The organism is Klebsiella sp. WP3-W18-ESBL-02 (assembly GCF_014168815.1).
Taxonomy (GTDB): Bacteria; Pseudomonadota; Gammaproteobacteria; order Enterobacterales; family Enterobacteriaceae; genus Kluyvera; species Kluyvera ascorbata_B.
In genome coordinates this window covers 4,809,534-4,823,266 of record NZ_AP021972.1, presented here as the reverse complement: position 1 = coordinate 4,823,266, position 13,733 = coordinate 4,809,534, and the positions used below count along the sequence as shown (strand labels likewise).

General features: G+C 55.5%; 8 protein-coding genes, 1 tRNA gene and 3 rRNA genes. 9 read left to right on the top strand and 3 right to left on the bottom strand.

Translation table 11 applies throughout. The annotated features are described in order from the left end of the window. Positions 1-4: 4 nt before the first annotated feature. The 3 genes from H7R56_RS23105 (at position 5) to H7R56_RS23095 (ending at position 1,759) form a co-directional block, all read left to right on the top strand. A complete protein-coding gene (locus tag H7R56_RS23105) occupies positions 5-595 on the top strand; it encodes a YjaG family protein (protein WP_106930749.1) in 591 nt (196 codons plus the stop codon). Between the two features lie 186 nt (positions 596-781). Beyond that, complete coding sequence (gene hupA / locus H7R56_RS23100) at positions 782-1,054, top strand: nucleoid-associated protein HU-alpha (protein WP_001044509.1); 273 nt, start codon at positions 782-784, stop codon at positions 1,052-1,054. A gap of 12 nt (positions 1,055-1,066) precedes the next feature. Continuing rightward, positions 1,067-1,759, top strand: coding sequence for a DUF1481 domain-containing protein (locus H7R56_RS23095; RefSeq protein ID WP_106930775.1), 693 nt, complete (start codon positions 1,067-1,069; stop codon positions 1,757-1,759). Between the two features lie 3 nt (positions 1,760-1,762). Here the strand turns inward: H7R56_RS23095 and zraP are convergent, their stop codons facing one another. Then, entirely contained in the window at positions 1,763-2,209 is a 447-nt protein-coding gene (gene zraP, locus H7R56_RS23090) for a zinc resistance sensor/chaperone ZraP (RefSeq protein ID WP_106930747.1), read from the bottom strand. A 249-nt stretch (positions 2,210-2,458) separates the two neighbouring features. On the opposite strand from zraP, the gene zraS reads away from it, so the two are divergent. Continuing rightward, positions 2,459-3,838 (top strand): two-component system sensor histidine kinase ZraS, encoded by a 1,380-nt coding sequence (zraS, locus tag H7R56_RS23085; protein WP_106930745.1) that lies wholly within the window; start codon positions 2,459-2,461, stop codon positions 3,836-3,838. After that, positions 3,835-5,163: a sigma-54-dependent response regulator transcription factor ZraR gene (gene zraR / locus H7R56_RS23080; RefSeq protein WP_106930743.1), complete on the top strand. Its 1,329-nt coding sequence runs from the start codon at positions 3,835-3,837 to the stop codon at positions 5,161-5,163. Before zraS ends, zraR begins: the two co-directional genes overlap by 4 nt. On the opposite strand, the gene purD is transcribed toward zraR, so the two are convergent. Together purD and purH are read right to left on the bottom strand one after the other, a co-directional pair. Next, positions 5,160-6,449, bottom strand: a complete 1,290-nt coding sequence (gene purD, locus H7R56_RS23075) for a phosphoribosylamine--glycine ligase (protein WP_106930741.1) — start codon at positions 6,447-6,449, stop codon at positions 5,160-5,162. The genes zraR and purD overlap by 4 nt on opposite strands. A gap of 15 nt (positions 6,450-6,464) precedes the next feature. Next, entirely contained in the window at positions 6,465-8,054 is a 1,590-nt protein-coding gene (gene purH, locus H7R56_RS23070; RefSeq protein WP_106930739.1) for a bifunctional phosphoribosylaminoimidazolecarboxamide formyltransferase/IMP cyclohydrolase, read from the bottom strand. 622 nt (positions 8,055-8,676) lie between these two features. Here purH and H7R56_RS23065 point away from each other — a divergent pair. From H7R56_RS23065 to rrf, 4 genes are all read left to right on the top strand, one after another. Then, positions 8,677-10,216: ribosomal RNA gene (locus H7R56_RS23065) — 16S ribosomal RNA — on the top strand. An 85-nt stretch (positions 10,217-10,301) separates the two neighbouring features. Then, positions 10,302-10,377, top strand: a tRNA-Glu gene (locus tag H7R56_RS23060). Between the two features lie 219 nt (positions 10,378-10,596). Further along, positions 10,597-13,503 (top strand): 23S ribosomal RNA (locus H7R56_RS23055). 94 nt (positions 13,504-13,597) lie between these two features. Then, positions 13,598-13,713 (top strand): 5S ribosomal RNA (gene rrf / locus H7R56_RS23050). Together the 16S, 23S and 5S rRNA genes with 1 tRNA gene alongside form the textbook arrangement of a ribosomal RNA operon. Positions 13,714-13,733: the final 20 nt, after the last annotated feature.

Below are 13,733 nucleotides of genomic sequence, written 5' to 3'. Positions count from 1 at the left end.
CATCATGTTACAAAACCCGATTCATCTGCGTCTGGAGAAGCTGGAAAGCTGGCAGCACGTCACCTTTATGGCTTGCCTGTGCGAACGCATGTACCCGAACTACGCCATGTTCTGCAAAGAGTCGGAATTTGGTGAGCCACAGCTGTACCGCCGCATTCTCGATCTCATCTGGGAAACCCTGACGGTCAAAGACGCGAAGGTAAACTTCGACAGCCAGCTTGAAAAGCTGGAAGAGGCGATTCCGGCGGCAGACGACTACGACATGTACGGCGTCTATCCGGCGATCGATGCCTGTGTTGCATTGAGCGAATTAATACATTCGCGTCTGAGCGGTGAAACGCTCGAACATGCGATTGAAGTCAGTAAGAGTTCGATTACCACCGTCGCCATGCTGGAAATGACCCAGGCCGGTCGCGAAATGACCGATGAAGAGCTGCGTTTGAACCCCGCTGTAGAGCAGGAATGGGACATTCAGTGGGAGATTTTCCGCCTTTTGGCCGAATGTGAAGAACGCGATATTGAACTGATTAAAGGGCTGCGCGCAGACCTCCGAGAGGCCGCTGAAAGCAATATTGGTATAATTTTTCAGCAATGAGACAATAAAACGTGATTTACCGCCTGAATTGTCACGCCTGAAGGCTTCACATCTGCCCCCCGTCTGGTCTACATTTGGAGGGCGAAAAAAAGTGGCTATCGGTGCGTGTATGCAGGAGAGTGCTTTTCTGGCATTTTCGTCGCACTCGATGCTTAGCAAGCGATAAACACATTGTAAGGATAACTTATGAACAAGACTCAACTGATTGATGTAATTGCGGACAAGGCTGAACTGTCTAAAACCCAGGCTAAAGCTGCTCTGGAATCCACCCTGGCTGCTATTACTGAGTCTCTGAAAGAAGGCGATGCTGTACAACTGGTTGGTTTCGGTACCTTCAAAGTGAACCACCGCGCTGAGCGTACTGGCCGCAACCCGCAGACCGGTAAAGAAATCAAAATCGCTGCAGCTAACGTGCCGGCATTTGTTTCTGGCAAAGCACTGAAAGACGCTGTTAAGTAAGACTGCGTGGCAGTGAACAGTTTTAAAGAAGGGGCGGTTTCGCCCCTTTCGTTCATCTGGCGCCGTTTTGCGGGGCTTGCGGGTGTCTTATTGCTGACCGCCTGTAGCCACAACAGCGCGCTGCCTCCCTTTACCGCTAGCGGCTATGCGGATACCCAGGGCGCGGTGCGCATCTGGCGTAAAGATAGCGGCGGCGAAACGCACCTGCTTGCCGCATTTAGCCCGTGGCACAGTGGCAGCACCTCAACCAGCGAGTACCGTTGGCAGAACGACATGCTGCAGCTGATTGAACTGAACATCTACGGCAAACCTGCCGAACATATTCGCGCCCGCTTCGACCGTAACGGCGAACTGAGCTTTATGCAGCGTGAAGTCGACGGGCAGAAGCAGCAGCTCTCCAGCGACCAGGTGGCGCTCTATCGCTATCGCGCCGAACAGATCCGCCAGACCAGCGACGCGCTGCGGCTGGGGAAAGTGGTGCTGCGTCAGGGGCGTTGGCACGCCGATTTATCGGTAACGACCTGCGAAGGCGAGACGGTAAAACCCGACTTCGATGCCCGCGCGTTAGGGCATATTGCCAGCCGTCAGAGCCGCTCTTCCGCCGAGGTCAGCATCGCCTGGCTGGAAGCCCCGGAAGGCTCCCAGCTGCTGCTGGTGGCGAATGAAGACTACTGTACCTGGCAGCCGACAGAAAAAAGCTTCTGAGCCTTACCCGCGGTGCATGCCACCCCTATGCCCGCCGCCGCTGTACCCGCCGCCCCGGCAGCCATCGCCTGCGCCGCCGTGGCGGGGAATACCGGCCTGTGCCATCGCAACATCAAACTTCACCCGCTGCTGATCCAGCTTCTGGCTTAAGCCTTCCATCTCCTGCGCGACCGCTTCAATTTTCGCGCTATCGGGTTTCTCTGCCGTCAGCAGCGCGTTGTACTCATAGCGCTTTGAGGTCAACTGCTGGCGCAGCGCGCTGGTCTGGTTGTAGAAATCGTTGTGCAGCTTCTGGGCGGTCGCCTGCTGCGCATCGGTTAGTTGACTGTAGCCACCGCCGTTGCCGGCATTATTGTTCCAGTGATGGGGGCCCGCGAGCGCCGCGCCGCTGGTGAAGGTCAGTGCGGCAAAAGCGAAGAGTGCAAAAGCCAGATTCTTGTTCCGTTTCATGGTGAATTCTCCTGTAGTGTGGTCATCTTAGTCATTGCATCTTCTGTGCCAGCTTGTCATCGCCCGCACACTGCGGCGCGGGCCTCGATGGCTTGCGATCGGCGAGTAAAAATGACCCGCATTGTGTATCCAGGCGAGTCATTTTTACCCGTTTAACTCGCCCATTTGTGCGCGCGGGCCGGGCTGCGGGCGCGGAAAGATGGCATGATTTCTGCTGAGGGATAGCAACGCAAAAACCAAGGAAGCCCCATGAACCCAATACGATTATCCAGGGATACGATTGCTACGGGCCTGAGCTGGCTGCTGACCGGCGTGATTGTGCTGGTGGTATGTCTGTTCTCCGCGCTGATCGTGCGTGACTATGGCCGCGAGAACGCCGCCGCCCAGCAAACGCTGCTGGAAAAAGGCAGCGTGCTGATTCGTGCGCTGGAGTCCGGCACCCGCGTTGGCATGGGAATGCGTATGCATCACGCCCAACTGCAGGCCATGCTGGAGGAGATGGCCTGGCAGCCTGGGGTGCTGTGGTTTGCCGTTGTCGACGAGCAGGGGAAGGTGATGGCCCATAGCGATCCCGAGCAGGTGGGGAAAATTCGCTATACCCCGGATGAGATGCGCGCGCTGCAGGCGGGTGAGCAGACACGCTGGCGACGCATTGCGGCGCCGGAGCCCGCGCTGGAAATTTATCGCCAGTTTCGCCCGCTCGATCCGGCCCGTGGCCATCATATGCGCATGATGACGCGCCGGGAGTCGGCCGAAGTGCCGCAGATTATTTTTATCGCTTTTGATGCCCGCGAGCTCGACGCCGAGCGCGCGCGCGGGCTGCGTAATATGGTCGTGATGCTGTGCGCCGCCGCGCTGGTGATGCTGGCGACGCTTCTTGCCCGCTTCTGGTTTCGTCGTTATCAGCGTTCGCAGCGGCTGCTACAGGACGCCACCCACCGTCGAGAAAAGCTGGTGGCGCTGGGGCATCTGGCGGCCGGGGTCGCGCATGAAATTCGTAACCCGCTTTCATCCATTAAAGGGTTAGCGAAGTATTTTGCCGAGCGAACCCCGGCAGGCGGCGAGTCGCACGAGCTGGCGCAGGTGATGGCGAAAGAGGCCGATCGCCTGAATCGGGTGGTGAGCGAGCTGCTGGAGCTGGTGAAGCCTGCACATTTAAAATGGCAGTCAGTGGATTTAAATGAAGTGGTTGCCCATTCGCTTCAGCTGGTCAGCCAGGATGCGCTAAGCCGGGCGGTAACGCTGAATTTTAGCGCTCAACCTGGCTTGTGCCGTATTCAGGCCGACCCGGACAGGCTCAACCAGGTGCTGCTGAACCTTTATCTTAACGCCATTCAGTCCATTGGCCGCGATGGCTCGATTACGGTAGCGCTCAGCGAGGCGGGCGACGGGCGGGTGATGTTGAGCGTCACGGACAGCGGCAAAGGGATGACGGAAGAACAAAAACAGGCCATTTTCACGCCATACTTCACGACCAAAGCCGACGGTACCGGGCTCGGGCTGGCGGTGGTACAGAATATTGTTGAGCAACACGGCGGAACGATTCAGGTGACGAGCGCGCCAGGCAAGGGCGCAACGTTTACCCTCTACCTGCCGGCCAACGGGCAACAAAAGGATGAACAAGGATGACGGCAGAGAATGTGACGATTCTGGTGGTCGATGACGACACCAGTCACTGCACAATCTTACAGGCGCTGCTGCGGGGCTGGGGATGTGAAGTGTCGCTGGCCCATAACGGGCGACAGGCGTTGGAACAGGTACGCGAGCGGGTGTTCGATCTGGTGCTCTGCGACATCCGCATGGCGGAAATGGACGGCATTGAAACGCTGAAAGAGATTAAAGCCTACAACCCGTCGATTCCGGTGCTGATCATGACCGCCTACTCTAGCGTGGGGACAGCGGTTGAGGCGCTCAAGTCCGGTGCGCTGGATTACCTGGTGAAACCGCTCGATTTCGATAGCCTGCAGCAGACGCTGGTAGCGGCTTTAGCACACACACGCCAGCCGGAAAGCGCGGCGGTGGAATCTGCGCCGCAGTCTGGCATGGTGGGCGATAGCCCGGCCATGCGGGCGCTGTTACACAATATTGCGCTGGTGGCGCCGTCGGATGCGACGGTGCTCATTCACGGCGAATCGGGCACCGGTAAAGAGCTGGTGGCGCGCGCGCTGCATGCCCTCAGCCTGCGCGGCGATAAGCCGCTGGTGACGCTGAACTGCGCGGCGCTCAATGAGTCGCTGCTGGAATCGGAACTGTTTGGCCACGAGAAGGGCGCATTTACCGGCGCTGATAAACGCCGGGAAGGGCGTTTTGTCGAAGCCGACGGTGGCACGCTGTTTCTTGATGAGATTGGCGATATTTCGCCGCTGATGCAGGTGCGCCTGCTGCGGGTTATCCAGGAGCGTGAGGTGCAGCGCGTTGGCAGCAATCAGACCCTTTCCGTCGATGTACGGCTGATTGCCGCTACCCATCGAGACCTGGCTGAAGAGGTGAATGCCGGGCGCTTTCGCCAAGATCTCTACTACCGCCTGAACGTGGTCGCCATCGAGATGCCGCCGCTGCGCCAGCGCCGTGAGGATATTCCTCAGCTGGCACATCATTTTCTGCGGCGCTACGGCGAACGAAACCGTAAGTCGGTACAGGGCTTTACCCCGCAGGCGATGGATTTGTTGATTCACTATGACTGGCCGGGAAATATCCGCGAGCTGGAAAACGCGGTGGAGCGGGCGGTTGTGCTGCTGACGGGAGAGTATATTTCTGAGCGCGAGCTGCCGCTGGCGATTGTCGGGACGCCGGTTCCGGCATGCTCATCGGCTGATGACGTCATTCAGCCGCTGGTGGAAGTTGAAAAAGAGGTGATTCTGGCGGCGCTGGAAAAAACGGGCGGCAATAAAACCGAAGCCGCCCGTCAGTTAGGTATTACGCGCAAAACGCTGCTGGCTAAGCTCAGCCGTTAGTTTTGCTCACGTTCGATGGCGCGCCAGCCGATGTCGTTACGGCTGAAGCTGCCGTCCCAGCGGATGTCGGTCATCAGGGCGTAGGCGCGTTTCTGCGCTTCCGCCACGGTGTTGCCCAGCGCGGTGGCGCACAGCACGCGACCGCCGTTGGTCAGCACGCGATCGTCAGCAGACAGTTTGGTACCCGCGTGGAACACTTTACCGTCAGCGACGTCTTCCAGCGGCAGACCGTGGATCTCATCGCCGGTATTGTAATTACCCGGATAACCTCCGGCGGCAATGACCACGCCCAGCGAGGCGCGTTCGTCCCACTCGGAGGTTTTCTCATCCAGCTTGCCGTCACAGGCGGCGAGGCACAGCTCCACCAGATCGGACTTCATGCGCAGCATGATCGGCTGGGTTTCCGGATCGCCGAAGCGGCAGTTAAACTCGATAACCTTCGGGTTGCCCTGATTGTCGATCATCAGGCCCGCGTACAGGAAACCGGTATAGGTGTTACCTTCCGCCGCCATGCCTTTCACCGTTGGCCAGATGATGCGTTCCATGGTGCGCTGGTGGACTTCGTCAGTCACTACCGGAGCAGGGGAGTAGGCACCCATCCCACCGGTGTTCGGGCCGGTATCGCCATTGCCCACGCGCTTGTGGTCCTGGCTGGTGGCCATCGGCAGCACGTGCTCACCGTCGACCATGACAATAAAGCTCGCTTCTTCACCGTCGAGGAACTCTTCAATCACGATGCGGTGGCCCGCGTCGCCAAACGCGTTGCCGGCCAGCATGTCATGAACCGCGGCTTCGGCTTCCTCCAGCGTCATCGCCACGATAACGCCTTTCCCGGCAGCCAGACCATCGGCTTTGATAACGATCGGCGCGCCTTTCTCGCGCAGGTAAGCCAGCGCAGGTTCGATTTCGGTGAAGTTCTGGTACTCCGCCGTTGGGATCTGGTGGCGCGCGAGGAAATCTTTGGTGAAGGCTTTGGAGCCTTCCAGCTGCGCGGCACCTTCGGTTGGGCCGAAGATTTTCAGACCGGCGGCGCGGAAGGCATCAACCACGCCAATCACCAGCGGCGCTTCCGGGCCAACGATGGTCAGATCGATCTTCTCGTTCTGGGCAAAGTCCAGCAGCGCCGGGATATCGGTTACTCCGATGGCCACGTTTTGCAGCGTGGGTTCCAGCGCGGTGCCCGCATTGCCCGGGGCGACAAATACCGTTTTGACTTTTGGCGACTGCGCCGCTTTCCACGCCAGGGCGTGCTCGCGCCCGCCGTTGCCAATCACTAATACTTTCATCGTCTGCTCCGTGGATTAATGGCGGAAGTGGCGCATGTCGGTAAATACCATCGCAATGCCGTGTTCATTGGCGGCGGCAATCACTTCGTCATCGCGAATAGAACCACCCGGCTGGATAACGCAGGTCACACCGGCGGCAGCAGCGGCATCAATCCCGTCGCGGAACGGGAAGAAAGCGTCGGAAGCCATAGAAGAACCTTTCACTTCCAGGCCTTCGTCGGCCGCTTTGATCCCGGCGATTTTCGCGGAGTAAACGCGGCTCATCTGGCCTGCGCCAATACCGATGGTCATATTGCCTTTGGCATAAACGATGGCGTTGGATTTCACGAACTTCGCCACTTTCCAGCAGAACAGCGCATCGCGCAGCTCCTGCTCGGTCGGCTGGCGTTTGGTCACTACGCGCAGTTCAGCTTCGCTCACCATACCCAGGTCACGGTCCTGAACCAGCAGGCCGCCGTTCACGCGCTTGAAGTCCAGGCCCGGAACGCGCTGCGCCCATTGGCCGCAGACCAGCACGCGAACGTTCTGCTTGGCAGCGGTAATGTTCAGTGCTTCTTCGGTGGCGGATGGCGCGATGATCACTTCCACGAACTGGCGGGAGATAATCGCCTGCGCGGTTTCAGCATCCAGCTCGCGGTTAAAGGCGATGATGCCGCCGAACGCGGAGGTCGGGTCGGTTTTGTAGGCACGGTCGTAAGCGTCGAGAATAGAGGTACTTACTGCTACGCCACACGGGTTAGCGTGCTTAACGATCACACAGGCTGGCTCGTTGAATTCCTTCACGCACTCCAGCGCCGCATCGGTATCAGCGATGTTGTTGTAGGAAAGTGCTTTGCCCTGTACCTGCTGCGCGGTGGCAACGGAGGCTTCTTTAACATTCTCTTCTATATAGAAGGCAGCCTGCTGGTGGCTGTTCTCGCCGTAGCGCATATCCTGCTTCTTAATGAAGTTCAGGTTCAGCGTACGTGGGAAGCGACCGGCGGCCTCTTTGCTTTCGCCGTGGTAAGCCGGAACCATGCTGCCGAAGTAGTTGGCAATCATGCTGTCGTAAGCGGCGGTGTGTTCGAAGGCTTTAATCGCGAGATCGAAACGGGTGTCGAGGGTCAGAGAACCGTCGTTGGCATCCATCTCTTTAATAATGGCGTCGTAGTCGCTGCTCTTCACAACGATAGCCACATCTTTATGATTCTTCGCGGCGGAGCGCACCATGGTCGGGCCGCCGATATCGATGTTCTCTACTGCATCTTCCAGCGAGCAGCCTTCGCGTGCGACGGTCTCGGCGAACGGATACAGGTTAACGACAACCATATCGATAGGAGCAATGTGGTGTTGTTCCATAATGGCATCATCCTGGCCGCGACGACCGAGGATGCCACCGTGGACCTTCGGATGCAGGGTCTTCACGCGTCCATCCATCATTTCCGGGAAACCGGTGTAATCGGAAACTTCGGTTACCGGCAGACCTTTCTCTGCTAACAGGCGCGCAGTGCCACCTGTAGACAGCAGCTCCACACCACGTGCGGAAAGTGCCTGGGCGAATTCGATGATACCGGCCTTGTCAGAAACACTGAGCAGAGCGCGGCGGACTGGACGACGTTGTTGCATGGTAAATCCCCTGGATTTGACTATTACAGAGAGCGTTAGGTGAATTCTTGGCTAAAAACTCAGCTAACGCCCCTTACGGGGCATCCTTGTTTTGCGGGGGCATTGTAACGAAAACGTTTGCGCAACGCTCGCGAATTTTTCTCTTTACCTCAATTCCATTATTTCATCTCTATAGATGAGGAATAAAACCAGGTGACTCTCGAAAGAGATCCTTATTTTTGTGGATAACTCTGTGTGTAAATGGGTATAAGGCGGGGTTCTGCTGTGGAATGCAGCAGTCAGTCATTTTTCTGCAATTTAAGGGTTGCGGCCTCAGGGAAACTCCCTATAATGCGCCTCCATCGACACGGCGGATGTGAATCACTTCACAGCAACTAGCCGGTTAGGTTGAAGAGAAAAAATCCTGAAAATCAGGGTTGACTCTGAAAGAGGAAGGCGTAATATACGCCACCTCGCAACAGTGAGCGAAAGCCGTGTTGCACTGCTCTTTAACAATTTATCAGACAATCTGTGTGGGCACTCGAAGATACGGATTCTTAACGTCGCAAGACGAAAAATGAATACCAAGTCTCTGAGTGAACACGTAATTCATTACGAAGTTTAATTCACGAGCATCAAACTTAAATTGAAGAGTTTGATCATGGCTCAGATTGAACGCTGGCGGCAGGCCTAACACATGCAAGTCGAACGGTAGCACAGAGAGCTTGCTCTCGGGTGACGAGTGGCGGACGGGTGAGTAATGTCTGGGAAACTGCCCGATGGAGGGGGATAACTACTGGAAACGGTAGCTAATACCGCATAACGTCGCAAGACCAAAGTGGGGGACCTTCGGGCCTCACACCATCGGATGTGCCCAGATGGGATTAGCTAGTAGGTGGGGTAACGGCTCACCTAGGCGACGATCCCTAGCTGGTCTGAGAGGATGACCAGCCACACTGGAACTGAGACACGGTCCAGACTCCTACGGGAGGCAGCAGTGGGGAATATTGCACAATGGGCGCAAGCCTGATGCAGCCATGCCGCGTGTATGAAGAAGGCCTTCGGGTTGTAAAGTACTTTCAGCGAGGAGGAAGGCATTAAGGTTAATAACCTTAGTGATTGACGTTACTCGCAGAAGAAGCACCGGCTAACTCCGTGCCAGCAGCCGCGGTAATACGGAGGGTGCAAGCGTTAATCGGAATTACTGGGCGTAAAGCGCACGCAGGCGGTTTGTTAAGTCAGATGTGAAATCCCCGGGCTCAACCTGGGAACTGCATTTGAAACTGGCAAGCTTGAGTCTCGTAGAGGGGGGTAGAATTCCAGGTGTAGCGGTGAAATGCGTAGAGATCTGGAGGAATACCGGTGGCGAAGGCGGCCCCCTGGACGAAGACTGACGCTCAGGTGCGAAAGCGTGGGGAGCAAACAGGATTAGATACCCTGGTAGTCCACGCCGTAAACGATGTCTATTTGGAGGTTGTTCCCTTGAGGAGTGGCTTCCGGAGCTAACGCGTTAAATAGACCGCCTGGGGAGTACGGCCGCAAGGTTAAAACTCAAATGAATTGACGGGGGCCCGCACAAGCGGTGGAGCATGTGGTTTAATTCGATGCAACGCGAAGAACCTTACCTACTCTTGACATCCAGAGAACTTAGCAGAGATGCTTTGGTGCCTTCGGGAACTCTGAGACAGGTGCTGCATGGCTGTCGTCAGCTCGTGTTGTGAAATGTTGGGTTAAGTCCCGCAACGAGCGCAACCCTTATCCTTTGTTGCCAGCGGTCCGGCCGGGAACTCAAAGGAGACTGCCAGTGATAAACTGGAGGAAGGTGGGGATGACGTCAAGTCATCATGGCCCTTACGAGTAGGGCTACACACGTGCTACAATGGCATATACAAAGAGAAGCGACCTCGCGAGAGCAAGCGGACCTCATAAAGTATGTCGTAGTCCGGATTGGAGTCTGCAACTCGACTCCATGAAGTCGGAATCGCTAGTAATCGTAGATCAGAATGCTACGGTGAATACGTTCCCGGGCCTTGTACACACCGCCCGTCACACCATGGGAGTGGGTTGCAAAAGAAGTAGGTAGCTTAACCTTCGGGAGGGCGCTTACCACTTTGTGATTCATGACTGGGGTGAAGTCGTAACAAGGTAACCGTAGGGGAACCTGCGGTTGGATCACCTCCTTACCTTAAAGAAGCGTTCTTTGAAGTGCTCACACAGATTGTCTGATGAAAAGTAAATAGCAAGGCGTCTTGCGATTGAGACTTCAGTGTCCCCTTCGTCTAGAGGCCCAGGACACCGCCCTTTCACGGCGGTAACAGGGGTTCGAATCCCCTAGGGGACGCCACTTGCTGGTTAGTGTGAGTGAAAGTCGCCGACCTTAGTATCTCAAAACAGACTTCCGAGTCTTGTTTGAGATATTTGCTCTTTAAAAATCTGGATCAAGCTGAAAATTGAAACGACACACTGTGTCTGTTCTCCGTAATAAGAACAGATAAGCGGTGTGTTCGAGTCTCTCAAATTTTCGCAACACGATGGTGTTTTACGAAACATCTTCGGGTTGTGAGGTTAAGCGACTAAGCGTACACGGTGGATGCCCTGGCAGTCAGAGGCGATGAAGGACGTGCTAATCTGCGATAAGCGTCGGTAAGGTGATATGAACCGTTATAACCGGCGATTTCCGAATGGGGAAACCCAGTGTGATTCGTCACACTATCATTACGTGAATACATAGCGTAATGAAGCGAACCGGGGGAACTGAAACATCTAAGTACCCCGAGGAAAAGAAATCAACCGAGATTCCCCCAGTAGCGGCGAGCGAACGGGGAGCAGCCCAGAGTCTGAATCAGCTTGTGTGTTAGTGGAACGGTCTGGAAAGTCCGACGGTACAGGGTGATAGTCCCGTACACCAAAATGCACAGGTTGTGAACTCGAAGAGTAGGGCGGGACACGTGGTATCCTGTCTGAATATGGGGGGACCATCCTCCAAGGCTAAATACTCCTGACTGACCGATAGTGAACCAGTACCGTGAGGGAAAGGCGAAAAGAACCCCGGCGAGGGGAGTGAAAAAGAACCTGAAACCGTGTACGTACAAGCAGTGGGAGCCTCTTTATGGGGTGACTGCGTACCTTTTGTATAATGGGTCAGCGACTTATATTCTGTAGCAAGGTTAACCGTATAGGGGAGCCGAAGGGAAACCGAGTCTTAACTGGGCGTTAAGTTGCAGGGTATAGACCCGAAACCCGGTGATCTAGCCATGGGCAGGTTGAAGGTTGGGTAACACTAACTGGAGGACCGAACCGACTAATGTTGAAAAATTAGCGGATGACTTGTGGCTGGGGGTGAAAGGCCAATCAAACCGGGAGATAGCTGGTTCTCCCCGAAAGCTATTTAGGTAGCGCCTCGTGAATTCATCTTCGGGGGTAGAGCACTGTTTCGGCTAGGGGGTCATCCCGACTTACCAACCCGATGCAAACTGCGAATACCGAAGAATGTTATCACGGGAGACACACGGCGGGTGCTAACGTCCGTCGTGAAGAGGGAAACAACCCAGACCGCCAGCTAAGGTCCCAAAGTCACAGTTAAGTGGGAAACGATGTGGGAAGGCTCAGACAGCCAGGATGTTGGCTTAGAAGCAGCCATCATTTAAAGAAAGCGTAATAGCTCACTGGTCGAGTCGGCCTGCGCGGAAGATGTAACGGGGCTAAACTGTGCACCGAAGCTGCGGCAGCGACACTATGTGTTGTTGGGTAGGGGAGCGTTCTGTAAGCCGTTGAAGGTGAACTGTGAGGTTTGCTGGAGGTATCAGAAGTGCGAATGCTGACATAAGTAACGATAATGCGGGTGAAAAACCCGCACGCCGGAAGACCAAGGGTTCCTGTCCAACGTTAATCGGGGCAGGGTGAGTCGACCCCTAAGGCGAGGCCGAAAGGCGTAGTCGATGGGAAACAGGTTAATATTCCTGTACTTGGTGTTACTGCGAAGGGGGGACGGAGAAGGCTATGTTAGCCGGGCGACGGTTGTCCCGGTTTAAGCATGTAGGCGGGAAGTTTAGGTAAATCCGGACTTCTTTTAACGCTGAGGTGTGATGACGAGGCACTACGGTGCTGAAGTAACAAATGCCCTGCTTCCAGGAAAAGCCTCTAAGCATCAGGTAACATCAAATCGTACCCCAAACCGACACAGGTGGTCAGGTAGAGAATACCAAGGCGCTTGAGAGAACTCGGGTGAAGGAACTAGGCAAAATGGTGCCGTAACTTCGGGAGAAGGCACGCTGATATGTAGGTGAAGTGGTTTACCCATGGAGCTGAAATCAGTCGAAGATACCAGCTGGCTGCAACTGTTTATTAAAAACACAGCACTGTGCAAACACGAAAGTGGACGTATACGGTGTGACGCCTGCCCGGTGCCGGAAGGTTAATTGATGGGGTTAGCGGCAACGCGAAGCTCTTGATCGAAGCCCCGGTAAACGGCGGCCGTAACTATAACGGTCCTAAGGTAGCGAAATTCCTTGTCGGGTAAGTTCCGACCTGCACGAATGGCGTAATGATGGCCAGGCTGTCTCCACCCGAGACTCAGTGAAATTGAACTCGCTGTGAAGATGCAGTGTACCCGCGGCAAGACGGAAAGACCCCGTGAACCTTTACTATAGCTTGACACTGAACACTGGTCCTTGATGTGTAGGATAGGTGGGAGGCTTTGAAGCGCGGACGCCAGTTCGTGTGGAGCCAACCTTGAAATACCACCCTTTAATGGCTGGTGTTCTAACGTAGACCCGTGATCCGGGTTGCGGACAGTGTCTGGTGGGTAGTTTGACTGGGGCGGTCTCCTCCTAAAGAGTAACGGAGGAGCACGAAGGTTAGCTAATCCTGGTCGGACATCAGGAGGTTAGTGCAAAGGCATAAGCTAGCTTGACTGCGAGAGTGACGGCTCGAGCAGGTGCGAAAGCAGGTCTTAGTGATCCGGTGGTTCTGAATGGAAGGGCCATCGCTCAACGGATAAAAGGTACTCCGGGGATAACAGGCTGATACCGCCCAAGAGTTCATATCGACGGCGGTGTTTGGCACCTCGATGTCGGCTCATCACATCCTGGGGCTGAAGTAGGTCCCAAGGGTATGGCTGTTCGCCATTTAAAGTGGTACGCGAGCTGGGTTTAGAACGTCGTGAGACAGTTCGGTCCCTATCTGCCGTGGGCGCTGGAGAATTGAGGGGGGCTGCTCCTAGTACGAGAGGACCGGAGTGGACGCATCACTGGTGTTCGGGTTGTCATGCCAATGGCATTGCCCGGTAGCTAAATGCGGAAGAGATAAGTGCTGAAAGCATCTAAGCACGAAACTTGCCCCGAGATGAGTTCTCCCTGAGACTATAAGTCTCCTGAAGGAACGTTGAAGACGACGACGTTGATAGGTCGGGTGTGTAAGTGTAGCGATACATTGAGCTAACCGATACTAATGAACCGTGAGGCTTAACCTTACAACGCCGAAGATGTTTTGGCGAAATTGAGACGATTTTCAGCATTGATTACAGATTACATTGACCGGCGAAAAGCGGGTTAATACAGAATTTGCCTGGCGGCCGTAGCGCGGTGGTCCCACCTGACCCCATGCCGAACTCAGAAGTGAAACGCCGTAGCGCCGATGGTAGTGTGGGGTCTCCCCATGCGAGAGTAGGGAACTGCCAGGCATCAATTAAGTGAAGAAGCC

Coding starts and splice junctions, on each gene's coding strand:
- purH (WP_106930739.1), bottom strand. CDS start 8,054: ATGCAACAACGTCGTCCAGTCCGCCGCGCTCTGCTCAGTGTTTCTGAC.
- hupA (WP_001044509.1), top strand. CDS start 782: ATGAACAAGACTCAACTGATTGATGTAATTGCGGACAAGGCTGAACTG.
- purD (WP_106930741.1), bottom strand. CDS start 6,449: ATGAAAGTATTAGTGATTGGCAACGGCGGGCGCGAGCACGCCCTGGCG.
- zraS (WP_106930745.1), top strand. CDS start 2,459: ATGAACCCAATACGATTATCCAGGGATACGATTGCTACGGGCCTGAGC.
- zraR (WP_106930743.1), top strand. CDS start 3,835: ATGACGGCAGAGAATGTGACGATTCTGGTGGTCGATGACGACACCAGT.
- zraP (WP_106930747.1), bottom strand. CDS start 2,209: ATGAAACGGAACAAGAATCTGGCTTTTGCACTCTTCGCTTTTGCCGCA.
- H7R56_RS23105 (WP_106930749.1), top strand. CDS start 5: ATGTTACAAAACCCGATTCATCTGCGTCTGGAGAAGCTGGAAAGCTGG.